The organism is Arthrobacter sp. NPDC058127, assembly GCF_042884555.1.
Classification (GTDB): domain Bacteria; phylum Actinomycetota; class Actinomycetes; order Actinomycetales; family Micrococcaceae; genus Arthrobacter.
Map to the genome: position 1 here is coordinate 76,060 of NZ_JBHVTT010000018.1, position 26,317 is coordinate 102,376.

The window sequence follows — 26,317 nt, forward strand, 5'->3', positions numbered from 1 at the left end:
TTTTCCGGATGCATACTGAAGTTATTCGGGTGCGGTGATGGAAGGCAGGTGGCAGCCGGTGGAGACACTGATGGCTGTTGTGAGGAGCGAGTATTTTCCGGCGGGAGCCGTGCTCGTGGGCGTGGTTTTGTTCTGGACAATCGGATTGCTCGGAGGGTTGTCCTGGTTGAGCGGAGCGCAGCAGCCCCTGGCCATCCTGACGTGGTTGATCTTCATCTACGGCGTGGTTGTGCTGTCTCCCCTCGCCGGAATCTGGGCCGCGGTGGACCTTGCCCGCCGTTGGTTGCGGAACCGCCAGGCCCGCCGGCAGCAGCTCGGATCGGCCGACGTCGAGTCCCTCTAGCACCTGCCATGATCCGACCGCACGGAACGAGGACTCCCATGATCACACGCGTCGACGTCGATGAAGCTGCCGCCCGGATTGCGGGGAAGATCCGCCGTACGCCCGTTTTCGAGGCGGATGCCGGGACGGTGCCCGGGCAATTGTGGTTCAAATGCGAATTCATGCAGCACACGGGGACGTTCAAGGCGCGGGGTGCCTTCAACCGCGTGCTGGCTGCCCGGGAGCGCGGCGAGCTGAAGGACGATGTTGGAATCGTCGTCGCCTCAGGAGGCAATGCGGGGCTGGCGAATGCCTACGCCGCGGCGCAACTCGGCGTGCCCGCGACCGTTTTTGTCCCCGAGACCGCACCTGCCGTGAAGGTCAAGAAACTGAAGGCCAGCGGAGCCACGGTGGTCCAGCGCGGAACGGAGTACGCCGAAGCGTTTGAGGCCGCCCTCGCCTACGCTGCGGAAACCGGCGCGGTTTACTGTCACGCCTACGATCAAGCCGAAATTGCCGCTGGCGCAGGCACGGTAGGCTCGGAACTCCTGGAACAGCTAGGAGACGTTGACACCGTTGTGGTTGCCGTTGGAGGCGGCGGGCTCATGGCGGGAATCGCCGCCGCCGTCGAAGGTCAGGCCCGGGTTGTCGGCGTCGAGCCGGACAATGCTCCAACCCTCTTTTCGGCCCTCGCTGCGGGGGCGCCGGTTGACGTTGCCGTCTCCGGGATCGCCGCAGATTCCCTGGGCGCCCGGCAGATCGGCCGGATCGGTTTCGAGGTGGCCGTCCGGACAGGCGTGCGGACGGTCCTGGTGTCCGACGACGACATCGCCGCGGCACGCTCCCTGCTCTGGGAGCAGTACCGGATAGTCGTGGAACATGGCGCAGCCGCCGCTTTCGCGGCCGTGAACTCCGGAGCGTATGTTCCGGCAGAGGGGGAACGCGTGGCCGTGATCCTCTGCGGGGCCAATACCGACCCCGCCACGGTCTAGGCAGCGTGGCCCTGCCGCGAGCGCTCGGCAGTTGCTAAGCTCTAGCCACAATGCCGGGGCACGCAAAACCGCTTCACGATCGGACAGTGGCATGACGCGATTGATCATCATTGGCCCTCCTGGCTCGGGCAAGGGTACCCAGGCTGAGCACATCGCCGCGCATTTCGGTATACCTGCGATTTCCACCGGAGACATCTTCCGCGCGCACGTCGGAGGCAGGACGGAACTCGGAGCCGAAGCCAGCAAGTACATGGACAGCGGCGAGTTCGTGCCGGATCACGTCACCAATGCCATGATCCGGCAGCGACTTGGCAACGCCGATGTCCTGGCAGGATTCCTCCTGGACGGATATCCCCGCACGACGGCGCAGATCGAGGCATTGGACGGCATTCTTGCCGGCAACCGGCAGCAGCTGGATGCCGTCGTCGAACTAACGGTCGACGACGACGAGCTGGTGGCGCGAATGCTCCGCCGGGCGCAGGAACAGGGCCGCAGCGATGACACGGCGCCAGTGATACGGCGTCGCCTGGAGCTCTATCGCAACGAGACGCAGGCCGTGGTTGAGCGATACTCCGAGCGCGGAATCGTGCTGGCCGTGGATGGTTCCGGCCAGCGGGAGGAGATCACGGCCAAGGCCATAGCCGCTATTGAATCAGCACTAGGAAAGGGACTGTGAACGGTCAACCGCCTACCGGCCAGAGGATCGAAGACTATGCAATGATCGGGGACCTGCACACCGCGGCCCTGGTCAGCACGGCGGGCTCCATAGACTGGCTGTGCCTCCCACGTTTCGATTCGCCTGCGTGCTTCGCCGCGCTCCTGGATTCCCCTCAAGCCGGGCGCTGGCTCTTGGCGCCTGAAGCCGGGGGAATCTGCACGCGCCGCCAGTACCGGGACGGAACCCTCATCCTGGAAACGGACTGGGAAACCAAAGAAGGACACGTCCGGGTCATCGACTTCATGCCGCCGCGCGACGCCGTCGCGGACATCGTGCGGGTGGTTGAAGGGATCCGCGGGACGGTCAAGATGCGCGGGGAGCTGATCCTGAGGTTCGACTACGGACACGTGGTGCCGTGGGTGCGGCGCGACAGGCACGGCCTCCGCGCGGTTGCCGGTCCGGACTCCGTCTACCTCAAGACCCCGGCGCCGTTGGTCGGCAAGGACTTCACCACGGTCAGCGAGTTCACGGTGAACGCCGGTGACCACGTGCCCTTCGTCCTGACTTGGGCGCCCAGCCACGAACGGCGGCCCCGCACCGTCGAGGCAGATATCGCCCTGGACGACACGGCAGCATTCTGGACGGATTGGTCCAAGCGTTGCAACGTCCGGGGGCCTTACCGGAAAGCCGTTCAGCGTTCCTTGATCACGCTGAAGGCCCTCACCTATGCGCCAACCGGGGGCATTGTTGCCGCGGCCACTACCTCGCTGCCCGAGCAGATCGGCGGGCCCCGGAACTGGGACTACCGCTATTGCTGGCTCCGTGATGCCACGCTGACGCTTCAAGCCTTCCTGGCCGCAGGCTATACCGAGGAGGCCGCCGCGTGGCGGGACTGGCTCCTGCGCGCTGTGGCAGGCGACCCGGCCGACCTCCAGATCATGTACAGCCTGCATGGCCACCGGCGATTGCCGGAGACGGAACTGACCTGGCTTTCGGGATACCAGGGTTCGACGCCGGTGCGCATCGGGAATGCGGCGGCCGAGCAGCTCCAGCTGGACGTCTGGGGAGAAGTCCTGGACTGCCTGTCACTGACCCGTGCATCGCTGATGACCATCGGCGATGAGTCCTGGGCTATCCAGACTGCCCTGATGCGCCACCTTGAGAGCACCTGGGACCAGCCGGACAACGGGCTCTGGGAAGTACGCGGCCCGCGGCGCCACTTCGTGCACTCAAAGGTGATGGCCTGGGTCGCGGCAGACCGCATGGTCCGGGGAATCCGTGAATCCGGGATGCCCGGCCCTTTGGATCGCTGGGAGGCGCTGCGGGACACCATCCATGAAGAAGTCATGACCCATGGATTCGACGCGGACCGCAATACTTTTGTCCAGTCCTACGGGAGCAAGGAGTTGGACGCGAGCCTTCTCCTGATCCCCAAGGTGGGCTTCCTGCCGCACGACGATCCGCGCGTCATCGGCACCATCGACGCCATCCAGCGCGAGCTGACGGAAGACGGCTTCGTGTTGCGCTACCGTCCGGAAGACAGCGACGACGGACTGCCGGGCGGGGAGGGCGTCTTCCTTGCGTGTTCCTTCTGGATGGTGGACGCACTCTTGGGAGCCGGACGCCGTGCGGAGGCGACGGCCCTCTTCGAGCGGCTCCTGGCCCTGCGCAATGATGTGGGCCTGCTGAGCGAAGAATGGGACGCACACGCGGGCCGCCAACTCGGCAATATGCCCCAGGCATTCAGCCATTTCGGTTTGGTGCTCAGTGCCTTGCAACTTCACCACGGCAAAGCGCACCACAGCAACGTCCCGATCGGCGGGGTCCCGCCGTCGGGCTCTTCGGCGGAGGCATCGGAGTCGTCGTCAGCCTCAGGGGCGGGCTTGACCTGAGGTTCCGGAGCGCTTGGGCCAGCGGAAGATCCGGCCTGCCAACGCCAGCCCCGCGCCCAGGTTGAGCATTGGCAGGTAGGCCCGCGCCACTGCGGTCCCAACGGCAGGCAGGGAAGCCGCATCGGGGTAGAGCATGTAGAGGGGCTCGTACCGGGGCCGGAATTTTGCCTTGAACGCCAGGAGTGACCTGAACCCGTATACCGGTTCCAAAGTAGCCCCCAACCAGTCGAGCAAGCGGTCGAGGCTGCCGGGCGGCCGGGATCGTGGCCTTGGGCGTGGCATCTCGGAAGGATCCTCTTCGACCCGTGCCAGGGGTGCTCCGGAAAGGCTCACGAATTCGCATCCTTCATCCTTGAGGCTGAGGGCCGCGGAAGCGATGAGGAATTCGATGCTGGCACGGAATCCACCGCTGCGGCGCCGCATGAAATCCAGGGTCCAGCCCACGATGTGCCCGTTGCGGTATACGGGCAACCAAGATGTGACTGCGTGGACTGTGTGGCGCTTGTCGATTGCAAGCAGGCAGCGCACCTCGGGGTCGTCGAGCTCGTCAAGGCTGCCCAAGGTAAAGCCCATTTCGGGCATGTTCCTGTCTGCCACCCATTCTTCGGAGATTTCCTCGATCTGGACCTGGACTGAGAAAGGGGCCGAGGCGTAACTCGTCCATTCGTAGCGGATGCCGGCCCTCGAAGCATTGTTCAACGCCGTGCGGATGTCCTGGAACTTCTTTCCCTTGAAGGAGACCGAATGCAATGGCAGGACCGTTTCCTGGGCTACCTGTGCAGAGCTCCATCCGGAGGAATCCGCGTGGTCGCGCAATTCCTGGGGTACGGAGTAGAAACACGGTGTCCACCCATTGCCCCTGCAATAACGGGCAAATTCTTCGAAGACGGCGGCCATCTCGGATTTGGGCCCCACCGGGCCGCCGAGCGTGAGAGCAACCCCTGTGCTGACCCGGTACGCAACAAAGGACTCCCCGGAAGAGGAGAACCAGTACATGTTTCCCGGCCATGTGGTCATCCAGGACAGTGAGCTTCCCTCCCACGTCTTGATGACTTTCCGGGCACGCTCCGTGCTGGCGTCGTGCCGGGTGTGGGCCTGGTGGAGGAAAGTCCTGAAGATCAGGACGCCCGCGACGGCCCAAAAGACGACCCCGACGCCTTCGTACACGAGAACAGCGGCCGTGCCTTGGGGGAAGATGGCCGGGGGCACGTCCAGGACGAAGCCCAGCGGGAGGAAGCGGTCAGGGACATCCGCCAGCAGATCCGGCAGACCTGGAACTGGGGAGAAATCCTGGGCCAGGAAGAAGCCGGCTCCGACATAGACGACACTGAGCACAGCCGCCATCGCAAGTACCCGGACCGCGAGGCGCCGGTAGGTCCCCTTCGGCGCCTGGACATGAAACAGCCGCCGGGTCGCGAGCAGGATGATGGTCAGCGCAAGAGGCAGGAGCAGCGGCAGGGCCAGGGTGAACGGCTGCGAGGAAGCCGATCCTTCGATTGCGACAATCCCCTCGCTCGCACCGGTATCCGAAGTAGTTTGCTGCAAGACTCCAGCGAGTGCGATTCCGGCCAGAACGGAAAGGCCCACCTGGATCAAAAGGGTCCCTACCCAGGCAAAACGCCGTCCCCGGCGGAGGCCCTCAGCAAGCAACAGCAGGAGGAAAGACGGAAGGATGGCCATGAAGATCCCGCCGGCGCCGGCGCGCAACTGCAACTGGGCGACGGCACAGTCCTTCGCCTGCGCCGGATCCGAGCAGAGGCTCTGCAGTGTTTGGGGATCGACGGGCTGGATGTTGGTGAACAGGAAACGCAGGATGGACAACGGTCCCATCGCATGCGGGATAAGGCCGGCGACTACCGGACCGATCGCCGACACCGCAATGAGCAGCGAAAGCAGCACACGCCCTTCGTGCCGGGAACTGACCGGACGCGCAAACCGCGGCCGGCGCCCCATCAGCAGAGGCCCGAGAACCGTGCCCGCACCCGCGGCGCCGAGCCTCACCAGGTCCGCAAACCCTCCGCTGTACAGGGCCAGGAGCAGCAACAAGGCGAAGACGACCAGCCGGATCCGGCGCCTCCACAGGGTTGCCATGGACGCAGTTCCCGCCATGGCGGTACCGATGATGAATGCGCTCGGACCGAAGAAGAGGTGGCTGCCTATCTCCTCCGTCCAGTTACCAAGCAAGCCTTGGGCCAAGGCAAGGAATCCCAGGGCAATGCCAACGCCCAGAATCTGGCTGGAGACAGCAGCTATTGCGTACGCCCGCCGTCCCATTCGCCGTTCCAAAGGCACGCCCAGCAGCAGCACCAACGCAGAATCCAGGACGTAGCCCGTCAGGTCCCTGGCCCAGGCTGCGGAAGCCACAGCGGCCCACCAGTGATCTGGAAGAGAGCGCGGGGTCAGTGCGACGTTGAGCCGCCATTGCGCATCCGGTCCCGTGGCCAGACTCGAGGTCAGCGCTCCCAATCCCCAGAAAACGATGACAAAACCCAACGTGAGCTGCACGGAGCGCAGCCATCCCGTCCAAGATCGCCGCAAACGGACGTCGGGGACGGACGGGGTTCCCGGCTCGGGCGCCGGTGCGTGCACGGAGTTCCTATCTGTGCGTCGGAAGGATGGGTGCGAAATGAAATTCTTTCACACCGGCCGTCCGAGCAGGATAATTCCGACGTCGTCGCCACCTTCCCCGTTCCGATCCAATAGACTCCGACGTAGGCAGGCTGCCGGCTCGTTCCGTCACCGGCCTTTGGGCAATGGAAAGTTGCTTCTGCAACGCTCTAACGAAGAGAAAGCACGCTCGGGACAGGACGATGGACAAACCTCGCATATTCCGCTTCGCCGTCGCCGTTGTAGCCGCTGCTGCGGTCCTGGCCGGCTGTGCACAAGCGCCCGCCGTACCTGCCGACCCGTCCAGCGGGAACCCGACGGCGGCCCCGATCGCGCCCTCCGGGAGTCCGGCGGCAGCGGCCCAGGGCCCCAAGAAACCCGATTCCGGGCAGGATCCGTCAAAGCTTCCCGTGGGGTCCTTGTACAAGAACCCGGGCAACAACCGGAACGAAATCATCCTCGAGGACATCCGGCATACGGCTGTCCTCATTGGTGACTCCCAGTCGGAGCCACCGGGCTCATGGCCACGCGTGGCTTTGGGTTCCCTTGGTTACAAGGTGTACTCCGTGGCCCGCGGCGGTACAGGATACGTGGCCGCGACGAAGGCCAGTGGCAACTACATCGATGCGCTGCAACGTGGAGACTGGGTCCTGCCGTACGGGACCCCGCCGCTGATCATTGTCGAAGGTGGTGGCAACGACGCCTCCCGCAACGCCAGCGACGAGCAGATCACGGTCAACGCGAACAGGCTGCTTGCCGCCCTCAAAAAGAGGTACCCGCAGGCGAAGATCGCGATGATCGGAACCCTCGCCAGGGGCGCCAACGCCGGCGGGGGCCGGCGTACGCAGGTTGACACTTTGCTGGGCAACATCGCGGCAAAAGCCGGAACGACATTCTTCAGCGTGGGCGACTGGGTCAGCAAATATCAGCTTGCCGGGGACTTGGTAGACGGCGTGCACCTGAACGCTGCCGGGCATGCCAAGCTGGGCGGTGTCCTGGCAGCGGACATGGCCGCGGCGGGCCTTCGTCCGCAGCCGGATCAGGGGAGTGCCTCATGAAAATTGCAGTAACCGGAGGAAGCGGGAAACTGGGCAAGAGCGTGGTCCGTAGGCTGAGGGCCGATGGCCACGAGGTCATGAACCTGGATCGCGCCGGTATGAAGGCGCGTGGAACGGTCACTGTGGACCTCCGCAACTATGGCCAGGTGGTGGATGTGGTCTTTGGCCTGGACGACCGCCACCACGGATTCGACGCGATCGTCCACCTCGGAGCGATCCCGGCTCCCGGACTGGTCCCGGATGCCGCAACGTTTGAAAACAACATGCTCTCCACCTACAACGTCTTCCAGGCCGCCAGGAGGGCAGGGATCAAGAAGATCGTCTACGCCTCCAGCGAGACAGTGCTGGGGCTGCCGTTCGACGTCGATCCTCCTTACATCCCCGTGGACGAGGAATACCCGGCGCGGCCGGAAAGCACCTATTCCTTGGTGAAGCATCTCGAAGAACAGATGGCCATCGAACTCACGCGCTGGGATCCCGAGCTGAGCATTGTGGCGTTGAGGTTCTCGAACGTGATGGACCCCGAGGATTATGAAGCTTTCCCGTCCTTTGATGCCGATGCGAAACTCCGCAAATGGAACCTCTGGGCGTACATCGATGGGCGCGACGGCGCGCAAGCTGTTGCTCGTGCCTTGGAGAACGGCAAACCGGGATTCGAAGCGTTTATCATCGCGGCTGCGGACTCCGTCATGAGCCGCTCAAGTGCGAGCCTGGCCGCCGAAATCTTCCCTGAGGTCCACGTGACCAAGGATTTGGGAGAACATGAAACCTTGTTGTCCATCGACAAGGCCAAGCGCCTCCTTGGTTTTGCACCGGAGCACAGTTGGCGGGACTACCACTCAAACCGCACCACACCCACCGAAGACTGAGTTCGCCGAAGACTGACGCTGGCAGAACTTCGCGCGCCGGAGAACAATTGATTTATGGTCAGCTATTCAGCCCTTGAAGACGCGTCCAGCAAGAATCCGCATGACTGGGGCCGGGCGATGGCAACGGCGATGACAAAGCTCCTGGATGCGGCTCGCATTGACGGACGGCATTTTGAACACGAGTTTCTCTATGGCGAAGAACTGCGCTTGAGGATCGACGAGAACAACGACGGCGCCACGGTCAAGCTCACGTGGACGCCCACGGACCAGGACCCCGGGCAGGAGGAGTCCCCCTAGTCGTTGACCAGCTGTAGCAGGCCCGCGGCGCTGAGCTTGCCGGCGAACGTTGTCGCAACCTCAGAAAGTTCCGTCTCAGCCGCACGGCGGGTGCCATCGACGTCGCCGTTGAGCACTGTCGGCGCGAAACGCACGTGGGTTGCATCCTCGATGCCCACAAAGTTGAGCCAGTCCGCGAAAAATGTGCTGCTGAAATCCTGCCCGAAAGCTGCTGGCACGCCCGGCGCATACACTCCGCTGGTATGGATGGCCAAGGCCTGCTTGCCCTCCAGGAGGCCGCGGTAGCCGGTGGCCGGATCAAAGCCGAAGCTCCAGCCGGGCTGGGTCACGATGTCAATCCACTGCTTGAGGACATACGGGACACCGGCGTTCCACATCGGAATATTGAAGACGTAGGCATCCGCCGCGGCGAACTGCTCGAAGACAGCTCGGGCGGCCTCCCAAGCGTTCATCTGTTCGGAGGTTTGGCCCTGCCCGGAAAACACGGCCATCTTCGCGGCAGCGGCGATGCGCCCGAATTCGGGGAGGACGCCGGCGTCGAACAGGTTCAACGTCTCGACCTCAAAAGTCCCGTCTCCGGCAGACCGAACTTCGTCAATGAAGTGACGGGCAAGCCTCAGCGAGCCGCTGAGCGAGTCGCGGGGAGAAGCGTTGATGTGCAGGATCGCGGGCATGATAGTCCTTTCGGGCGGTGCCTTGGGCCGGGCGAAATGCCCGCCTGTATGATCCTCGCGGAGTTGTCGATGGCCCGGAAGAACGCACTTTGATGTGCCTAGGGCACTTTAAAGTGCCCTGCCTTGCGGTGCTTCGGCAGGAATGGCCTCAAGACTAATCCGTGTGACAAATATTGCGGGAGCTTCCCGGAAGGAAACGCGTCGGTAGTACGCTGAGGCCGGCAAACGGATGAGCACGGGGAAAGTCTGGGGCAATGTCTCTCACAGCGGAACTGAAGCGGCAAGCAGCACAAACCGAATACAACGCGGAGCTGATCCATTGCCCTGCGCGCCACCTCCTCGAGGCAATCAGCAGCAAGTGGGTCACTTTGGTGATGCTGGCGCTCGCGGAAGGTCCACTCCGGCACAGCGAACTCCGCAAACGGATTCCAGGGGCCAGCCAGAAGATGCTTACGTCCACTTTGCGATCGCTTGAACGCGACGGGCTCGTGTCGCGCTGCATTACCGCGTCTGTTCCCGTGCGGACCGACTACGAGCTGACGCCCCTTGGCCATTCGCTGCTGAGCGTTGTCCACGAGATGAAGGAATGGGCCGAGGCCAACATGGACGACGTAGCTCATGCCCGCCTGGAGCACGACCGTCGTGCCTCAATTTCGGGTGACACGCGCTGATGTGGCGCTAGCGTCCACCAGCCAAGAACGGTGCTGCCGATGGATAACATGGCTACCCCGCACCCCCGTTGCTTCCGAGCAGGCTCCGCGTCAGGGCCTCGCTGTCCGCCATGAGCTGTCCCACTGCGGAGCCCAAGTGCACGTCGCTAGGGGTTTCGCCCGCCAGCGCGGCCGCGACCACCGCGCGTCGGATCAGTTCCTTCGCGAACGACGCCGTGGTGCCGGCGGTGTGGGCTGCGGCACCTTCGATAGCCGAACCCGAGAATGAGATTTCGTTCGAATACAGCCGTAGCAGTTCCACGCGTTCGTGCTTGGACGGAAGCGGGATTTCGACCGCCAGGTCCACGCGTCCGGGACGCTGGGCGAGGGCCCGTTCCAGCAGGTCCACGCGGTTGGTCGTCAGTACGAACGCGACATCGGCATCGTCGTCCAGACCGTCCATCGCGTCGAGCACCTCGAAAAGCAACGGTTTGGGCCCATGGCCGAAGCTGCGGTCTTCAGCGATCAGGTCGCAGTCTTCGAGCACGACGATGGACGGCGCCAAGGCCCTCGCGATCTTGGCCGCTTCGGAAATTCTGGCGAGCGAACCGCCGGAGAGGAGCACCGCCGTCGTGCCCTCGCTTTGGCTTAACAGGTACCGGACCGTGTGTGTCTTGCCCGTCCCCGGCGCCCCGTAGAGAAGGAGGCCGCGTTTGAGATGTTGTCCGTGTACCGCAAGGATGTCCGCTTGCCGCGCAATGCCAAGGGTGTGGCTCTCCACCTTGCTGAGGAGCCCATCCGGAAGGACCACGTCACTGCTGGCGAGCTGCGGGCGCCTGATGAAGGTCACGCCGCTGATGCTCGGCCCGTAGTCGCTGACGGCGAGCGCGATAACTTGGCCCTTGAAAACGCTTTGGTGCTCCATTTCGCGCCGCACCTCGGCAAGGAGTTCGGAAGCGACCCCAGGGTGCGTGGCCAGGACTTCAAGTGACGCGGTTTGCCGGCCGCGATCCAACTTCGCGCCGCGCTGGAGGACCGCTACGGGTGATCCGGCGTAGTTGAAGAGCCGGAGCCCCAGCGCAACGGCTTGTCGCTGTTGGTCCGGACCAGTGGCGAGGTTGCTGTAGTCCGGCTGGGCGAGGGGAAAACTCGGGTAACTGCGGGATTGCTGCAACATGTCGCTGAACGACATGTGGTGGCGCTGATCGCCGCCGCCGATTCCTACCAGCCGCCAGTCCGGGTCGCGGCCAGCCAGCCCTTCCATCACGATGTCCACATCCACCAAGCGATGCTGCGGGATCTCCTCCGTCACGACGGAAAGTTCGTGGGCGGGAACGGCGAGGTGCCTGGTCAGTGCCTGCAGCAGTTGTTCGCCGTCATCGGCACGGTCCAGCCCAAACTGGGCCAGCCTTGTCAGTGTTCCGAAGTCCTCGATGAATTTCCCCAATTTTTCATCCATGCACAGACCCTAGCAGGAGGGGCATTGCACGGTCAGCGGGCCGGTGCGACAGTGAACCATGGCTACGGAGGAAGACGCCCGAGTGATTTGCCGTGGATTGCCAGGCGTAAGCGAGCGGCCCAGTTGGGGCCAGCCGGCGTGGTTCGGCAAGACATTGATGGCCCGGATGTGGGTCCGCCTGGCGAGGATCGACGTCGAGGAACTGGACGAACTGCTGCAGGAGTCGTACCGGCTCGCGGGCGGAGGGGCACCTGGCGGAGAGAAACCTGGCGGGGGAGCGACGGGCTGAGCATTGCGACTCAGCAGAGCCCGTTCATGGTCGCGATAGCCACTTGCCGAAGCTGCTCGAACTCTGCTTGGCCGCTGCCATCCGTCGATTCAATGTGCTTGTCCGTGTCGGATGGATACGCGAAGCTCATTGCTATCTGGCGGCTCCCGTCGCTCGTGGATAACGCGATGCTCGCAAACCATGTGCTGCCGCCGTAGCCGTAGTAGAAGCCGTTCGTGCATTCGTCATTCCAACGCTGCAGGCCGAGTCCGTGGTTGTCCTGCCACAGGGTTTGCATGTCGCGGAGGGTGCTCGCCATGAGTAGCCTGCCCTGCATGAGCGCTGCATAGAACGTGTTGATATCGCCTACCGTGGAGATGACTCCTTCTGCGGGAGAACCGACGAGATACTCCGGCTGCGAGGCGTTGATGCGCTCGCCGTCGATGAATTCATAGCTCTGGATCATGTCGCGCGCATCACGGTCCGGCTCGGCTGACAGCGAGGTGTGGCTCATTCCGAGCGGCACAAAGATATCTGATTTCAGGACATCGCCGATAGGCCGGCCGCGGAGTTTTTGCACGATCGCGGCCAAGGCGAAGTAGTTGGCATCCGAATAGCGGAACAGCTGGAAGTTTGCGTGCGCCCACGGCACGGTCCCGGCCATCCGGAGGTAGTCCTTGATGCTGAACTTCGTGTCGATGGCCTGCTTGGTCGGCATGGCCTTCAAGATGGCTTCCGGTGCGTCCGGCAGGCCGGAGCTGTGGTTCAACAGGGAGCGGACCGTGACAGGGCCCGGCGGGTGGACGAGCTGCTCGAATTCCGGGAAGTACTCCGTGACAGGGTCTTCAAGGCCCAGCTTTCGTTCCTGGACCAGCTTGAGTACTGAGACTGCAACCATTGACTGAGTGATGCCGCCGGCCTGGATCCGGTCGGTCACGGCTACCGGTTCGCCGGTCTCGACGTCTTGGCTCCCGTAAGCCTGGGACCATTCCCGGCCCCGGACTTTGATCTGGACGACGACGGCCGGCGCGCCCCGGTTGAGCATTTCATGCGCAAAGAAATCCGCAACAGGGGATTCCGGCACTGCCCCTTGCGAATCGGACGACGAGGTACCTGCGGGGGGTTCACTTGTCAGAGGGTAAGTGCAAGCGCCGGACGCCAAGATCAAGGCCAGGACGACGGCCACCCGGAATCCCGCCCGGGGTACGCCGGAAGTGTGAGAGGCCCGCGCAGCCTCCATGGCTGCCTCCTGAAGCTACGCCGCGGGGCAACGGCTCGGCGCCCTTGCCCCCGTAGTTTGATCGTCCTCTTCGGAAGCGAGGGGGTCAACGTTGAGAACCCGGGTGCGGCCCAAACCCAACCGACTCGCAGTAGTTGTCGTTATGAGCGCTCATAACGACAACTACTGCGGGGGCCCACGCCGCCAGGGTTCCCTGGCCGAGCTTGCGACGCGAGGGTGGCGGTGGGGATCAGTTGGGGTAAGGAGAGGCCTAGGTCAGCTTGACCTGACGGTTGACGTCCTTGTACAGCAGGTATCGGAACGGGCCCGGGCCGCCGGCATAGCAGGCCTGCGGGCAGAAGGCGCGCAGCCACATGAAGTCGCCTGCCTCCACTTCGACCCAGTCGTTGTTGAGCAGGTACATGCCCTTGCCCTCCAGGACGTACAGGCCGTGTTCCATGACGTGGGTTTCCGGGAACGGGATGACCCCGCCGGGCTGGAACGTCACGATGTTCACGTGCATGTCGTGGGCCAGGTCGTTGGGGTCCGCGAAACGCGTGGTTGCCCAGACACCGTTGACGTCAGGCATTTCGCCGGCTTCAACTTCGTCGTCACTCGTGACAAAGGACTTGGCTTCGTAGCCCTCAAGGCGCTCGTAGGCCTTGCGGATCCAGTGGAAGGAGACGATGTCGTCCGAGACGTTCTCAAGGCCCCAGTTGGAACCGGCAGCCAGGTAGGCATAGCCGCCCTCTTCGAGCTGGTGCAGTTCGCCGTCGAGGGTCAGGTTGACCTTGCCCTTGGTGACAAAGACGACGCCTTCGACGCCTGCTTCGAACTCTGCCTTGGGAGCGCCGCCACCCGGGCCGATCTCAACGATCAACTGGGAGAACGTCGTGGCGAATCCGGAGATCGGACGGGCAATGATCCAGGAACGGGTGTTCGAGAAGCCCGGCAGGTTGCTGGTCACGATATCGGTCAGCACGCCCTTGGGGATGACCGTGTACGCCTCCGTGACGATCGCGCGTTCAGTGGTGAGGTGGGTCTGCGGCGGCAGGCCGCCCTGGGGATAGTAGTACTTGCCCATCATTGGATCCTTACTTGGAGGTGGTGTGTGCGAGCCGGGGATGCGCCAGTGCAGTCAGCCGGGGGAGTTCGACGCCGGCAAGCGCCAGCACTTCTTCGGCACCTACCGCTCCGCACTGGACGCCGCGGAGGACGAAGGCGGCCAGTGCCCGGGCGGTGGCGGGTTCGTCCATGACGCCGCCTTCGGTGCGTTCCACGTAGTTGCGGAGGCGGGCCGCTGCGGCGGGCAGGCCCTCGCGGTAGAAGGCGTACGTTGCAGCGAAACGGCTCGGCAACTGGGCAGCATGCAGGTCCCAGCCCTGGTAGTAGCCGCGCTCAAGGGAGCGGCGGACCAAACGGCCGTGCAGCTTCCACGCGTTTTCCACGTTGTCGCCCACCGGGATGATGTTGGTGGAACCGTCCGAGAGCCGGATGCCCGTCCCCGCAACGGCCAACTGCATGACTTCCTTCGCGAAATCCGCCACCGGGTGCTCCATGGACTGGTACTCCGCGGAGATCTGCAACGAAGCGGAGTAGTCATAGGTGCCATAGTGCAATCCACTGATGCGGCCCGGAACTGCGTGCGGAAGCTGGGCCACGGGGGAGGTCCCCTCCGGGCCGAGGATCAGTTGCGGCGTCTCTACCTGGACTTCGAAGCGGAGCCGGCCCGCCGGTAGCGAGTGGATCTCTTCGAGCCGGGAGACCGCGAAGTCCATGGCCTGCACCTGGGCCACCGTGGTGACCTTCGGCAGGGTCAGGATGAGTCCCTCGGGCAGTTCTCCGGCCGAGGCCAAAGTGGAGACGAACAGGTCCAGGGTCTTCAGGCCACGTGCCCGGGTGGGGGCCTCGAAGCACTTGAACCGGATGCCGATGAACGGCGGGGCCGAACCTGCGGCAACGGCTTCGCTGACAGCCTGGGCAGCCGCTACGGCCGCGACGTTTTCTGCTTCGTCGCCCCGGTCGCCGTAGCCGTCCTCGAAGTCGAGGCGCAAGTCCTCGATCGGTTCGCTGCGCAGTTTGGCAGCCACACGGGTGGCGACGGCGGCGGCCAGTTCGGGCTCCTGGCCCAGCAGCGTACCGAGCCTTTCGAGCCCGCCGTGGGCCTCCGCCGTCGTGATTGCCTGGGCGCCCCATTCAGCCGACATCGACGGCGTGAAACGGTCCGCCGGGACGTACACCGTGTGCACAGGCTGGCGGGTGCCGTCGTCGCCGGGGTAATTGCGCTCCAGCAACTGGTCAGTGGCGGCCAGTTGGGAGTCGATCGCGGCAAGATCTGCCGCCGAGAAGGAGGATGCGGCCATTCCTACACCAGCTCGTAGGCGGGAGTGGTGAGGAAATCCGTGTAGTCCTCGGAGAGACAGATGTCCGCGATCAGGCGGCTCGCCGGCTCGTAGAACTTCTCGAAGGACTCGGCGTCGACCTCTCCGTGCAGGCGGTCAGTCTCTTCGCCAAGGATCCGGGTGACCAGTTCGCGGGTGACCGTGTTGCCGGTGTCGGCGAGGACGGACTTGTTGCGGATCTGCTGCCACACCTGGGAGCGGGAGATTTCCGCCGTGGCGGCGTCTTCCATGAGGTTGTGGATGGCGACGGCGCCGCTGCCCGAAAGCCACACCGCGGTGTACGCGACGGCGACGTAGAGGTTCAGGCGAAGCCCGGCCTCGGTCACGTGGCCACCGGCTGAGGAGATGTCCAGCAGCTGATCGGCGGTGACGGAGACCTCCGGGCGCTGCTTGTCCAGCTGGTTCGGCTTGTCGCCGAGCACGGAGTCGAACACTTCGCGGCACGTGGAGACGAGGTCCGGGTGGGCCACCCAGGAGCCATCGAAACCGTCGTTGGCCTCGCGGGTCTTGTCCGCGCGGACCTTCTCGAAGGCCTGGGCCGTGATTTCGGGCTCGCGGCGGTTCGGGATGACGGCTGCCATGCCGCCCATCGCGAAGGCTCCGCGCTTGTGGCAGGTCTTGACCAGCAGTTCCGTGTAGGCCCGCATGAACGGGGCCGTCATGACCACGGACGCGCGGTCCGGCAGGATGAAGGACTCGCCGGCGTCGCGGAAGTACTTCACGATGCTGAACAGGTAGTCCCAACGGCCCGCGTTCAGGCCGGAGGCGTGGTCCCGCAGTTCGTAGAGGAACTCGTCCATTTCGAACGCGGCAGGGATGGTTTCGATGAGCATGGTGGCACGGACACTGCCCTGCGGGATGCCGAGGTAGTCCTGGGCGAAGACAAAGATGTCGTTCCAGAGGCGTGCCTCGAGGTGGCTTTCCATCTTGGGCAGGTAGTAGTACGGGCCGTGGCCGTTGAGCAGGAGCTGCTTGGCGACGTGGAAGAAGTGCAGGCCGAAGTCCACCAGGGCGCCAACGGTGGGTTCGCCGTCGAGCAGCAGGTGCCGTTCGTCCATGTGCCAGCCGCGGGGGCGGGCGACGACGACGGCGAGCGGCGCGTCGGTGCGGAGCCGGTATTCCTTGCCCTCCGGGGAGGTGTAGCTCAGGGTGCCCTGGGCGGCGTCGCGGAGGTTGAGGATGGCGTCGATGACGTTCGCCCACGTGGGGGTGCTGGCGTCCTCGAGGTCCGCGAGCCACACCTTGGCGCCGGAGTTCAGGGCATTGATCGCCATCTTGGCCGGGGAGGCCGGGCCGGTCATCTCGACCCGGCGGTCCTGCAGGGCCTGGGGTGCTTCGGCGACCTTCCAGTCGCCGTTGCGGATGTCCTGCGTTTCGGGCAGGAAGTCGAGGCGGCCGGTGCGGGCCACTTCTTCACGCTTGGCGACGCGGGCCGCGAGGAGCTCGGTGCGGGTGCCCGCGAAACGGCGGTGCAGTTCCTCCACGAAGGCCAACGCCTTGGGAGTCAGGATCTCCTCGGCGCGTTCGATCGGCCGGGGGTCTGTGACTGTGAGAGCCATGGGGTGGTCCTTTCCTAGGGAGCGCTCTAGCGGGCTGCGTTTGCTGCGTTTGCTACGGCTGCGGCGACGTCGGCGGCAACGTGGGGGTCGAAGACGCTGGGGATAATGTAGCTCGCATTCAGTTCATCATCTGCAACCCGCTTGGCGATAGCCTCTGCGGCGGCCACGAGCATTTCCGGGATGATGTCCGATGCTCCGGCGTCGAGGAGTCCGCGGAAGAAGCCCGGGAAGGCCAGCACGTTGTTGATCTGGTTCGGGAAGTCGCTCCGGCCGGTGGCGACCACAGCGGCGTGCTTGGAAGCGATCACCGGGTCGATTTCCGGGGTGGGGTTGGCCATGGCGAACACGATCGCGTTCTCGGCCATCGAGGCGACCTGCTCTTCACCGATCACGTGGGGAGCGCTGACGCCGATGAACACGTCGGCACCCTTGAGGGCTTCGTGCAGCGTGCCGGAGAAGCCTGCCTCGTTGGTGTTCGCGGCAATCCAGGAACGGTGCTCGTCGTCGTACTTTTCGCCCGAGTGGATGGCGCCGGAGCGGCCGGCGGCGACAATGTGCTGCGCGCCCTGCGCCTTGAGGAGCTGGATGATCGCAGAGCCGGCGGCGCCGACGCCGGAGACAACGATCTTGACCTCGGACAGCTTCTTGTCCACCACGCGCAACGCGTTGACGAGGGCCGCGAGGGTGACAATTGCCGTTCCGTGCTGGTCGTCGTGGAAGACCGGGATGTCCAGCTCGTCGCGGAGCCGCTTCTCGATTTCGAAGCAGCGCGGGGCTGCGATGTCTTCAAGGTTGATGCCGCCGTAGACCGGAGCCATGGCCTTGGCGATCATGATGATTTCTTCAGTGTCCTGGGTGTCCAGGCAGACCGGCCAGGCGTCGACGTTGGCGAACTGCTTGAACAGCGCGGCCTTGCCTTCCATGACAGGCAGTGCCGCGGCCGGGCCGATGTTGCCCAGGCCAAGGACGGCCGAACCGTCGGTGAGGACGGCGATGGTGTTCCGCTTGACCGTCAGGTTGCGGGCAGCTGCCGGGTCCTCGGCGATGGCGAGGCAGACGCGAGCGACGCCGGGAGTGTAGGCGCGCGAAAGGTCGTCGCGGTTGCGCAGGGCCACCTTCGGGACGACCTCGAGCTTGCCGCCCAGGTGCATGAGGAAGGTGCGGTCCGAGACGTGCTGGACAGTGACGCCGTCGAGCGCGTTGAGGGCGTCCTTGACGCGGTTGGCGTGGTCTTCGTCCGTGGTGTTGCAGGTGACGTCAACAACCAGGGTGTCGTGGTGCGACTCGGTCACATCCAGCGCGGTGACGGCCGCACCGGCAGCGGCGACCGCAGCGGCCAGCTCGCTCGTGGCAGTGAAGCTCGACGGCGCGGCGACGCGCAGGGTGATCGAATTTCCGGGGCTCGGGTTCGCCATTGAATTTCCTCCTCGTACAGGCCCTTAGCGGGCCTCCGCTCAAACCGAATGTTTTCGTATTATGGATATTATTATCTACAAAGTGGAAACACAAGCCCTGATCGGCAGGCAAGCATTCCGGCGTCGCGTGCTGTATCTTGAGTGTTCTAAGCAATTCTTTTCACGATGCGGATAAGAGTTGTCGGATTCCGAGCCATAGGAGACAACGGAATGGCTGAAAAGCCCTCGGGAGGCGTGCAGTCCGTCGAGCGCGTCTTCGAACTGCTGGAACTCATCACCGACGCCGGCGGAGACGTCACGTTGAGCGAACTGTCGTCGTCGACAGACCTGCCCCTCCCCACCATCCACCGCCTGCTGCGCACGTTGGTGTCCCTCGGCTACATCCGGCAACTGCCCAATCGTCGCTACGCACTGGGCCCCCGGCTCATCCGGCTTGGCGAAGGCGCCAACAAGCAACTCGGAGCCCTTGCCCGTCCCCAGTTGAAGTCCCTCGTGGACCGGCTCGGCGAAACATCCAACATGGCCGTGCTGGATTCCGACATGGTCATCTACGTTGCCCAGGTTCCGTCACTGCACTCCATGCGCATGTTCACAGAGGTGGGCCGCCGCGCCCACACGCATGACACCGGCGTCGGAAAGGCCATCCTGGCCCAGCTGGATGACGAAGTGGTCCGCGGCATCGTAGCCCGCACGGGTATGCCGACTCCCACGGCAAAGAGCATCGGGGACATCGACTCCCTGCTCGCCGATTTGAACCGGATCCGTGAACGCGGCTACTCGATCGACGAGGAAGAGCAGGAGATCGGCGTCCGTTGCTTCGCGATGGCCGTCCCCAACGCTCCGACGCCGACCGCTATTTCCGTTTCCGGACCGGTGTCCCGCGTGGACCAGCACTTTGCCGACCGCGCCGTGCCGTTGCTGCGCGAGGCCGCCCTCGCGATCTCTGCCGAGCTGAACCAGAACTAATCCGTCCCGATGCTCGCTCACTTGTGTCGGGTTTCGGGTGGACGCTGGCTCACTTGTGTCGGGTTTCGGGCCGACGCTCGCTCACCTATGTCGTGTTTCGGCCGATGCTCGCTCACGGGGTGAGCGAGCATCCTGGTATTTGGCCCCATAGGTGAGCGAGCGTCCGGCGGGTCCGTTCCGTGGGGAGGGGCGGGCGCTCAGGCGAGGGCGCCGTCGTTCGCTTCGACGCCGTTAGGCTCCAAGTTGATCATCGGGGAGCGCCGCTCGAAGTACCAGAAGGTCAGCAGGCCCAAGGCGCAACCGAGGAACCAGCTGTAGTTGCCGATCCACGTGGCGTTGACCGTGGTGGCACCAGAGTCAAGGAGCGCTTTGGGGACCAGGACCGAGGCGATCGACACCACGCCGCTGATGGCGACTGCCTTCACCGCGTTCGGGTTGTAGCCGTTGCGGAACCAATACTTGCCGCTGGGCTTCATGGTGTACATGTCCTCAACCCATACCTTCTGCTTTCCCACGAGGTAGTAGCCGGCGATGAGGATGCCGAAGAGCGGGCCGATCAGCGCCCCCAGAACCCCGAGGGTGTAGTGGATGGCGTCGTCATTCGAGTACCAGTTCCACGGGGTCAGCACGACGGATCCGCCCGCGGCGATCATGCCACCCATGCGCCAACTGATCTTCTGCGGGCTCACGTTGGAGAAATCGAACGCCGGCGAGATGAAGTTGGCCACGATGTTGATGCCCACGGTCGCGATGACAAAGGTCAGTCCGCCGAGCAGCACCGCGAACACCGAATCGATTTCCTGCACGGTCTTGACCGGGTCCGTGATGAGGTGCCCGAAGACCGGGATGGTGGCCGACGCCGTGATGACCGTGAGCAGCGAGAAGAACAGGAAGTTGATGGGCAGGCCCAGGAGATTGCCCTTCTTGACGGCCTGGAAGCTCTTTCCGTAGCGCGCGAAGTCGCCGAAGTTGAGCATGGGGCCGGAGAAATAGGACACCACCAAGGCGATCGCGGAGATCATGACCGGGATGGAGGCCGCGAAGTCGAGCGGTTCGCCCGCGGAGAGGTTGAGGCTGATGTTGCTGATGCCGGCCTTGGATACCAAGTAGATGGCAAGAACCAACATGACAACGTAGACGGCCGGTCCGGCGAAGTCGATGAACTTGCGGATGCTTTCCATCCCGTTCCAGAACAACGCGGCCTGGGCTACCCAGAGGATTCCGTAGCAAATCCAACCCAGGGCGGAAAGCCCGAGGAATCCGTACTGGTGGACGTCGTACAACGGTTTCATGGCCGGGAAGAACTTTAGGAACACGATCACCAGTGCTTCCGATGCCAGGAAGGTCTGCACCCCGTACCAGGCAACAGCGATGAGCCCGCGGATGATGGCGGGGATGTTGGCGCCCTTGACGCCGAAGACCGCCCGGTTGATCACGGGATACGGCACGCCGGTCTTCTGGCTTGGCTTTGCCACGAGGTTGCAGAAAGCCTGGACAATCACGATGCCCACCAGCAGTGCCACCAACACTTGCCAGCTGGCCAGGCCGAGGGCAAAAAGACTGCCCGCCGTCACATAGCCGCCGATGCTGTGGACATCTGACATCCAGAAGGCGAACAGGTTGTAGCTGCTCCAGCGCTGGCTCTTCAGGGGCGCGAGGTCTTCGTTGCTGAGCCGCGGATCGCGGAGTGCCGCGGCGTCGTCGGTCGGGCTGCCCGGCAGGGTGCCCAGCGCGCCTGTGGGCCTTGTGCCGGTTTGCTCTGGGGCGAGTTGTGCTTCGGCCATCAGTTCCTCGAATCAGGGTTTTCCACGACAGGGGCAGTCGTTTCACTGATTCAATTCAATGGAACAGATGTTTCAGGACCGTTTCCGGGCAGCTAACTCTTCTTTACGCTTGGCGCCGGGTGCCCGGCGAGCGAGCCGAGGACAGCCGCCGTCGGACTACCGTCGCTCGATCTCTTCCAGTGCGTCGAACACCCCGGTGATTTCCCGGACGCGATCCCTTCCCGAGCGGCCCTTCGCCGCCAACACCCCATTAGCGATGACGCTCATGAGGCTCATGGCCGACGCGTAGCTGTCGAAGGCTCCGCTGCCCTCCACCGGGCATTCGATCCAGAGGGAGGCATCGGACGCAAGCCAGCGGGCGCTGGGGTCTCCGATCAGGATGGTGCTCGCGCCGGTGGAGGTGGCGGCCTTCAGGACATGCTGGAAACGGTCCGGCCTGCGCCGGAAGCCAAGCAGGACCACGACGTCGTTCCCGTCCAGTCCTGCCAGCTCCTCGCCCACGCTCTGGCCCGGCTGAGGGGCCAGGCTTACCGATGAACGGCATTGTAGAAGTTGCTGCCGTAAGTGGAGGGCTACGGGGAAACTGTTGCGGAAACCGATCAGCAGGACATTCCGGGCCTCAGCCAGTTGTTGTGCAACATTGAGGAGGCGATCGTCGTCGAGCGTGTCGAAAAGGCGGTCCAGGTTCTGCTGTTCCTGTGCCAAATGCAGGGGGACCCCGCCGTCGCCCTCTTGCCTGGCGAGCGGCACTCCGCTGGACCTCAGGCTCCGGGTGTGTTCCTTGACCTCATTGAAATCGGCGAATCCCAGCCGGCGGAAGAGCCTGCTCATGGTGGCCTTGGAAACGCCGCTTAGCTGGGCGAGCTCGGCCGCGTTGTAGACCGCAAGGTCGCCCAAGCGGTCCAGCAGGGTGTCCGCGGCCTTTTGTTCCTGCGGCCCAAGCTCCGAGTAGTGTTGTTCGATTCGCTCATCGATCCTCATGAAACAACCGTCTCACGCGGATCCGTAACTATCGCGAAATGGCAGGTGCTGCCCTTCTTGAGGAAGAGGGGCAACACCTGCCAGTTCGGCGCAGAAAGGCGCTTAAGGCCCGTCAGTGTTCGGCGGCGGTGCTCGACTTGAGCGGCACTTCCTTGCCCTCGGCGTCGATCAGCTTGCCGTTCTCGAAACGGTCGCCGTTCGCAAGGCAAGCAATATCCGATTCGGTGACCACGCGTCCCGTGCCTGCCACGAACACCGACTGGTTGTCCGAGTTGCCGGCCTTGAAGTGGTTGAAGAGCACGTTCAGCAGGATGGCCATGATGGCGGCCGAGCTGATGCCCGAGTGGAAGATCGTGGAGAACCAGGATGGGAACTGGTCGTAGAACTTCGGGGCCGCGATCGGGATCATGCCGAAGCCGATGGACGCAGCCACGATGATCAGGTTCATGTTGTTGCGGTACTCCACCTTGGAGAGCGTCCGGATGCCGCTAGCGGCCACAGTCCCAAAGAGTACGACGCCGGCGCCGCCCAGGACGGGCGTCGGAACCGCTGCGACCACTCGGCCGAGGACGGGAAGCACGCCGAGAACCACCAGGATGAGTCCGCCGGCACTGACCACGAAGCGGCTCTTGATTCCGGTGATGGCCACGAGGCCGACGTTCTGGGCGAAGGCGCTCTGGGTGAAGGAGTTGAAGAGAGGTGAGACGGCGCTTGAGAGCATGTCCGCACGCAATCCGTTGCCGATGCGCTTGGAGTCGACCTTGGTGCCCACGATTTCGCCAACCGCGATGATGTCCGCCGAGGTCTCGGTCAGGGTGACCAGGATGACGATCAGCATCGAAACAATGGACGCGATTTCGAACGTGGGAGCACCGAAGGCGAATGGAGTGGGGAAGGCAACGATCGGACCCTGGCCGACCTTGGAGAAATCGGCCATTCCCGTGGCGAGGGCGATGACGGTACCGATAGCCATCGCAAGGAGGATGGAAAGTCGGGAGATGGCCGCGTTGCCGATCTTGCTGAGGAGCAGGACAATGCCCATCGTTGCGGCGGCGAGACCGATGTTCGCCATGCTGCCGTAGTTGGGTGCGGCGCTGTTGCCGCCCATGGCCCAGTTGGCTGCGACGGGCATGAGGGTCAGCCCGATCGTCGTAATGACGGTACCCGTGACCACAGGCGGGAAGAACTTGATGATCTTGGAGAAGAGGGGAGTGATCGCCAGGCCGATCAAGGACGCCACAATGACCGAACCAAACACCGCCTGGATTCCGCCGCCTCCGTGGACGATCGCCACCATGGTGGAAACGCCGGCGAAGGATACGCCCTGGACCAGCGGCAGCTGCGATCCGAAGAACGGGATGCCGACGGTCTGAAGGATGGTGGCGAGGCCGCCGACAAACAAGCAGGCCGCGATCAGGAGGCCGATGTCCTGAGAGGACATGCCCGCGGCGGCTCCGATGATGAGCGGCGGTGCGATGATGCCGCCGTACATGGTCAAGACGTGCTGGAAGCCGTAGGCGAATGTGCTCCCGATCGAGAGGCGCTGGTCCTCGGGGCGGTCCGGCCCGGACTCTGCGGGGCGGGTTTTCTTCTTGGTGTTCATGGCAGACTTTCTTGGTTCATGGCAGACGTCTTTGTCTGGCTAACTTTGTCTGGCTAACAATGTGGTTTTGGGTATGGTTGCCCAACTGACTCGCATTTGATGTCGTTTTGAGGCTCCAAAACGACATCAAATGCGAGGGCCCACGCCGCCAGGGTTCCCTGGCCGAGCTTGCGAGGCGAGGGAGGCGGTGGGGATCAGTTGGGCGGGTACCTGGGGGCTTAGCAGAAGCCGGCGATGCCGTTCCACGCAGCCGGGGCAGGTGTGGTGTTGTCGCGCTGGACCGTGGCTTCGATCAAGCCGTACGGGCGGTCAGCCGCGAAGAAGACCTCGTTGGGGTTGTCGAGGCCGAACGGGCTGAGGTCCACCAGGAAGTGGTGCTTGTTGGGCATCGAGAACTTGATCTCGTCCACTTCGCTGTGGGCCTCGAGGACCTTCTTGCCCATGTCGAACAGGGTCTGCTGCAGGGCGTGGGAGTAGTTCTCCGTGAAGCCTTCCAAGAGCAGGGCCTTGATGTCCTCGTAGCTCTTGTTGAAGTCGGTCCCGGCAGCGTCGAGCCCGGTGTTGTAGCGCCAGCGTGCCGAGACGTCGGTGGCGAGGATGCGGTCCGTGGTCTCGGGCAGCGTGGTGTACCGGTCGCGGGGGTAGCCCACGAAGCCGGACTGCGTGGTCTTGAGGACGGTCAGGTCCTTGAGGCCGGAAATGACGTGCGTCGTATTGCCTTCGCGGACCACGACGGCGGTGCGGACTTCCTGCCCCTTGCGGACAAAGCTGTGGTCGTGTTCGGAGCCGTGTGCCTGGATGCGGTCCCAAGTGTAGGCCTCAGCTTCCCAGCGGCCGCCCGTGACCCACTCGAACCCCGAGGTGAAGTGTTCGCTCAGGCGCAGCAGGAAGCCTTCGGGGGAGCCGATGCCGTCGCGGGCAAAAGCGTAGATGGTGTTCTTCTGGGTGTCCGTGGCGACGACGTGTGCGTTGTCGCCTTGGAGGTGCGCAGCCTGGAAGTCGCCACGCAATTGCGAGGTGACGTTAAGGTCTTCGATCTGGTGGCGGTCGGTGTCGCGGGTGACTTTGACGACGCGGACTTCAGCCTTGCCGTACTGGTTGTCGCCGAGGACGATCTTGTTGCTCATGGTCATATCCCAACTTCTATGAGGTGGAACCCCTAAGGTCCACCAATGAAATTAAGCGCGTGTTTCGTACGCGTTTCTGGTGGAGCCGACCCAACAAAAAAGAGCCGGCATCCGTTGATGCCAGCTCATTACGACCCTGCCTGCTGCTCCCAGGTTACGTGACCTGCGCCACGAATTGAAGAAAGCGTAGCCCACGTTTGCCAGTGGTGTACATCACTTCCGGAGAATCGTTATCTACTTTCCGATTGTGACCGACGGCGGCTGGCGGCGGGGGCGTGGCCCCGCGGGCACCCCTTGACGCGGTTCGGGAATCCCCTCTACCATTTCCATATAACAAAAAATGTTTTCCAAGATGTGGAAAGTACTCAAAAGCTTCAACCGCATCGCCACGGAGAACTTGAGCGCATGAAATAGGAGGACAGATGGACTCGCAGGATAAGAACAACGTCGTGGAATTCCCCGCGCCCGGCCAGGAACTGTACCTGCCGTTCGGCGCCACGGATCCTGACTTCTACATTCCGGCCGACTGTGACCGCACGCCCGGGACTTTCTCCCGCTGGCTGCGCGCCCTCCCGGTATTCGGCCGGCAGCGTTCCTAGGGCTCCTGCCCCTGGGGATGAGGGACTCTGCGCAACAGAGCCAAAAGGCGGGCGGCACTGAACCCTCCCTTCGGGGGTGGTGCCGCCCGCCGCTTTGTGCCGTGGGACGGATATTTCGCCCGGAGCCTACATTGGCAGGGCCTTGGCGATGGTCGAAACGATCATGCTCGCTTTGACCGCCACCAGGATGAAGCTCACAGCCACCAGGCCAATCAGTGCCCAAACCGGCGCGAGTCCGCGCTGCGGAGCGACCTTGTGGACAATCACGGAGCGGCCCACCACGTAGACTCCGGCGCCCAGGAAGGCCCATGTCCAGTGGAAGGGGCGGACCACCCCGTCCCTTTGCAGCTTTTGCCAGTCGAGGTAGGACAGCAGAACACTGACCCCGTAGATCAGCCAGCCCGAAACGATGAGCAGGAAATATGGAACGCTGAATGCGCTGGGGTCGAGGGTGGGTACACGCCTGGCGCCGACATACCGCAGGTGGAAGACCGGATTCCAGAGCAGCAGGATGATCAGGGTGATCACCGGCAACAGGGTGACGAGCCAGATGAATGGGTCGTAGACCGGGGTCTGCTTGCTGATTTCCGGGCGCGGTGCGGGCTGGACCGGTCCCGCGTATTGCGGAGGCCCCCCGTACTGCCCCGGACCGCCGTATGGCCCTGGCCGCGCGGCCTCGGGCCACGCCGCGGCGGGCTGACCCATTCCGGCCTGAGCCGCGCCGGCCTGACCCGGGCCGGCCTGACCCGCGCCGGCCTGGCCCGCGGCGGGCTGACCAGCGCCGGCCTGGCCCGGTGGGTTCCACGCGTTTCCGGTCCAAGCGTTGCCGTCCCACCACCGTAGTTGCCCGGAGCCCGAGGGATCCGGGTACCAACCTGGAGGAGTCGGCGTGTTGTTCTGGGGGACGGTCATGATG

Annotated in this window: 24 protein-coding genes; 11 read left to right on the plus strand and 13 right to left on the minus strand. The window is 63.9% G+C overall.

Annotated features, from left to right (window positions below; all coding sequences use genetic code 11):
- Nucleotides 1–70: 70 nt before the first annotated feature.
- The 4 genes from ACFVTG_RS19675 to ACFVTG_RS19690 all read left to right on the plus strand — a co-directional run bounded on the left by ACFVTG_RS19675 (nucleotide 71) and on the right by ACFVTG_RS19690 (nucleotide 3,864).
- Nucleotides 71–343, plus strand: coding sequence for a hypothetical protein (locus ACFVTG_RS19675; protein ID WP_284753713.1), 273 nt, complete (start codon nucleotides 71–73; stop codon nucleotides 341–343).
- Nucleotides 344–381: 38 nt separating this feature from the next.
- Entirely contained in the window at nucleotides 382–1,314 is a 933-nt protein-coding gene (locus ACFVTG_RS19680; protein WP_284753714.1) for a threonine/serine dehydratase, read from the plus strand.
- Between the two features lie 91 nt (nucleotides 1,315–1,405).
- Nucleotides 1,406–1,990 carry an adenylate kinase gene (locus ACFVTG_RS19685; RefSeq protein ID WP_390282549.1) on the plus strand — a complete coding sequence of 195 codons (585 nt, stop codon included), beginning with the start codon at nucleotides 1,406–1,408 and terminating at the stop codon, nucleotides 1,988–1,990.
- A 41-nt stretch (nucleotides 1,991–2,031) separates the two neighbouring features.
- The gene (locus tag ACFVTG_RS19690) at nucleotides 2,032–3,864 is read left to right on the plus strand and encodes a glycoside hydrolase family 15 protein (protein ID WP_390282584.1); all 1,833 of its coding nucleotides are present in this window, start codon (nucleotides 2,032–2,034) and stop codon (nucleotides 3,862–3,864) included.
- On the opposite strand, the gene ACFVTG_RS19695 is transcribed toward ACFVTG_RS19690, so the two are convergent.
- On the minus strand, nucleotides 3,844–6,453 hold the full coding sequence (locus ACFVTG_RS19695) for a bifunctional lysylphosphatidylglycerol flippase/synthetase MprF (protein WP_390282550.1): 2,610 nt from the start codon (nucleotides 6,451–6,453) through the stop codon (nucleotides 3,844–3,846). The genes ACFVTG_RS19690 and ACFVTG_RS19695 overlap by 21 nt on opposite strands.
- A gap of 221 nt (nucleotides 6,454–6,674) precedes the next feature.
- Between ACFVTG_RS19695 and ACFVTG_RS19700 the strand changes: the two genes are divergently transcribed.
- From ACFVTG_RS19700 to ACFVTG_RS19710, 3 genes are read left to right on the plus strand one after another with little or no spacing between them, the layout of a single operon-like run.
- Entirely contained in the window at nucleotides 6,675–7,529 is an 855-nt protein-coding gene (locus ACFVTG_RS19700; RefSeq protein WP_284753719.1) for an SGNH/GDSL hydrolase family protein, read from the plus strand.
- On the plus strand, nucleotides 7,526–8,398 hold the full coding sequence (locus tag ACFVTG_RS19705; protein ID WP_390282553.1) for an NAD-dependent epimerase/dehydratase family protein: 873 nt from the start codon (nucleotides 7,526–7,528) through the stop codon (nucleotides 8,396–8,398). The genes ACFVTG_RS19700 and ACFVTG_RS19705 overlap by 4 nt, the downstream gene beginning before the upstream one ends.
- A gap of 54 nt (nucleotides 8,399–8,452) precedes the next feature.
- On the plus strand, nucleotides 8,453–8,695 hold the full coding sequence (locus ACFVTG_RS19710) for a hypothetical protein (RefSeq protein WP_284753723.1): 243 nt from the start codon (nucleotides 8,453–8,455) through the stop codon (nucleotides 8,693–8,695).
- Here the strand turns inward: ACFVTG_RS19710 and ACFVTG_RS19715 are convergent.
- A complete protein-coding gene (locus tag ACFVTG_RS19715) occupies nucleotides 8,692–9,369 on the minus strand; it encodes an FMN-dependent NADH-azoreductase (RefSeq protein ID WP_390282555.1) in 678 nt (225 codons plus the stop codon). The genes ACFVTG_RS19710 and ACFVTG_RS19715 overlap by 4 nt on opposite strands.
- Nucleotides 9,370–9,623: 254 nt before the next feature.
- Between ACFVTG_RS19715 and ACFVTG_RS19720 the strand changes: the two genes are divergently transcribed.
- The gene (locus ACFVTG_RS19720) at nucleotides 9,624–10,040 is read left to right on the plus strand and encodes a winged helix-turn-helix transcriptional regulator (protein ID WP_390282557.1); all 417 of its coding nucleotides are present in this window, start codon (nucleotides 9,624–9,626) and stop codon (nucleotides 10,038–10,040) included.
- A 52-nt stretch (nucleotides 10,041–10,092) separates the two neighbouring features.
- On the opposite strand, the gene ACFVTG_RS19725 is transcribed toward ACFVTG_RS19720, so the two are convergent.
- Entirely contained in the window at nucleotides 10,093–11,478 is a 1,386-nt protein-coding gene (locus tag ACFVTG_RS19725; RefSeq protein WP_390282558.1) for an AAA family ATPase, read from the minus strand.
- A gap of 58 nt (nucleotides 11,479–11,536) precedes the next feature.
- Here ACFVTG_RS19725 and ACFVTG_RS19730 point away from each other — a divergent pair, with 58 nt between their 5' ends.
- Complete coding sequence (locus ACFVTG_RS19730) at nucleotides 11,537–11,767, plus strand: hypothetical protein (RefSeq protein ID WP_390282559.1); 231 nt, start codon at nucleotides 11,537–11,539, stop codon at nucleotides 11,765–11,767.
- 10 nt (nucleotides 11,768–11,777) lie between these two features.
- On the opposite strand, the gene ACFVTG_RS19735 is transcribed toward ACFVTG_RS19730, so the two are convergent.
- From ACFVTG_RS19735 to ACFVTG_RS19755, 5 genes are all read right to left on the minus strand, one after another.
- Entirely contained in the window at nucleotides 11,778–12,830 is a 1,053-nt protein-coding gene (locus tag ACFVTG_RS19735; protein ID WP_390282560.1) for a serine hydrolase domain-containing protein, read from the minus strand.
- 406 nt (nucleotides 12,831–13,236) lie between these two features.
- Entirely contained in the window at nucleotides 13,237–14,049 is an 813-nt protein-coding gene (locus ACFVTG_RS19740; RefSeq protein ID WP_284753733.1) for a bifunctional allantoicase/(S)-ureidoglycine aminohydrolase, read from the minus strand.
- Between the two features lie 10 nt (nucleotides 14,050–14,059).
- Nucleotides 14,060–15,328: a DUF6986 family protein gene (locus tag ACFVTG_RS19745; RefSeq protein ID WP_390282561.1), complete on the minus strand. Its 1,269-nt coding sequence runs from the start codon at nucleotides 15,326–15,328 to the stop codon at nucleotides 14,060–14,062.
- A gap of 2 nt (nucleotides 15,329–15,330) precedes the next feature.
- The gene (gene aceB / locus ACFVTG_RS19750; RefSeq protein ID WP_390282562.1) at nucleotides 15,331–16,926 is read right to left on the minus strand and encodes a malate synthase A; all 1,596 of its coding nucleotides are present in this window, start codon (nucleotides 16,924–16,926) and stop codon (nucleotides 15,331–15,333) included.
- A 26-nt stretch (nucleotides 16,927–16,952) separates the two neighbouring features.
- Complete coding sequence (locus ACFVTG_RS19755; protein ID WP_284753739.1) at nucleotides 16,953–18,341, minus strand: NAD-dependent malic enzyme; 1,389 nt, start codon at nucleotides 18,339–18,341, stop codon at nucleotides 16,953–16,955.
- A 210-nt stretch (nucleotides 18,342–18,551) separates the two neighbouring features.
- Here ACFVTG_RS19755 and ACFVTG_RS19760 point away from each other — a divergent pair, with 210 nt between their 5' ends.
- The gene (locus ACFVTG_RS19760; protein WP_059389461.1) at nucleotides 18,552–19,307 is read left to right on the plus strand and encodes an IclR family transcriptional regulator; all 756 of its coding nucleotides are present in this window, start codon (nucleotides 18,552–18,554) and stop codon (nucleotides 19,305–19,307) included.
- 197 nt (nucleotides 19,308–19,504) lie between these two features.
- Here the strand turns inward: ACFVTG_RS19760 and ACFVTG_RS19765 are convergent, their stop codons facing one another.
- The 4 genes from ACFVTG_RS19765 to pucL form a co-directional block, all read right to left on the minus strand.
- Nucleotides 19,505–21,091 (minus strand): NCS1 family nucleobase:cation symporter-1, encoded by a 1,587-nt coding sequence (locus ACFVTG_RS19765; protein ID WP_390282563.1) that lies wholly within the window; start codon nucleotides 21,089–21,091, stop codon nucleotides 19,505–19,507.
- 156 nt (nucleotides 21,092–21,247) lie between these two features.
- Nucleotides 21,248–22,072: a MurR/RpiR family transcriptional regulator gene (locus ACFVTG_RS19770; RefSeq protein WP_390282564.1), complete on the minus strand. Its 825-nt coding sequence runs from the start codon at nucleotides 22,070–22,072 to the stop codon at nucleotides 21,248–21,250.
- 112 nt (nucleotides 22,073–22,184) lie between these two features.
- Complete coding sequence (locus ACFVTG_RS19775; protein WP_390282565.1) at nucleotides 22,185–23,675, minus strand: nucleobase:cation symporter-2 family protein; 1,491 nt, start codon at nucleotides 23,673–23,675, stop codon at nucleotides 22,185–22,187.
- 218 nt (nucleotides 23,676–23,893) lie between these two features.
- Nucleotides 23,894–24,808, minus strand: coding sequence for a factor-independent urate hydroxylase (gene pucL / locus ACFVTG_RS19780; protein ID WP_390282567.1), 915 nt, complete (start codon nucleotides 24,806–24,808; stop codon nucleotides 23,894–23,896).
- 416 nt (nucleotides 24,809–25,224) lie between these two features.
- Between pucL and ACFVTG_RS19785 the strand changes: the two genes are divergently transcribed.
- On the plus strand, nucleotides 25,225–25,401 hold the full coding sequence (locus ACFVTG_RS19785) for a hypothetical protein (RefSeq protein ID WP_172465634.1): 177 nt from the start codon (nucleotides 25,225–25,227) through the stop codon (nucleotides 25,399–25,401).
- 126 nt (nucleotides 25,402–25,527) lie between these two features.
- Here ACFVTG_RS19785 and ACFVTG_RS19790 read toward each other — a convergent pair whose 3' ends face one another.
- Nucleotides 25,528–26,313, minus strand: a complete 786-nt coding sequence (locus ACFVTG_RS19790; RefSeq protein ID WP_390282569.1) for a DUF2510 domain-containing protein — start codon at nucleotides 26,311–26,313, stop codon at nucleotides 25,528–25,530.
- Nucleotides 26,314–26,317 lie beyond the last annotated feature (4 nt).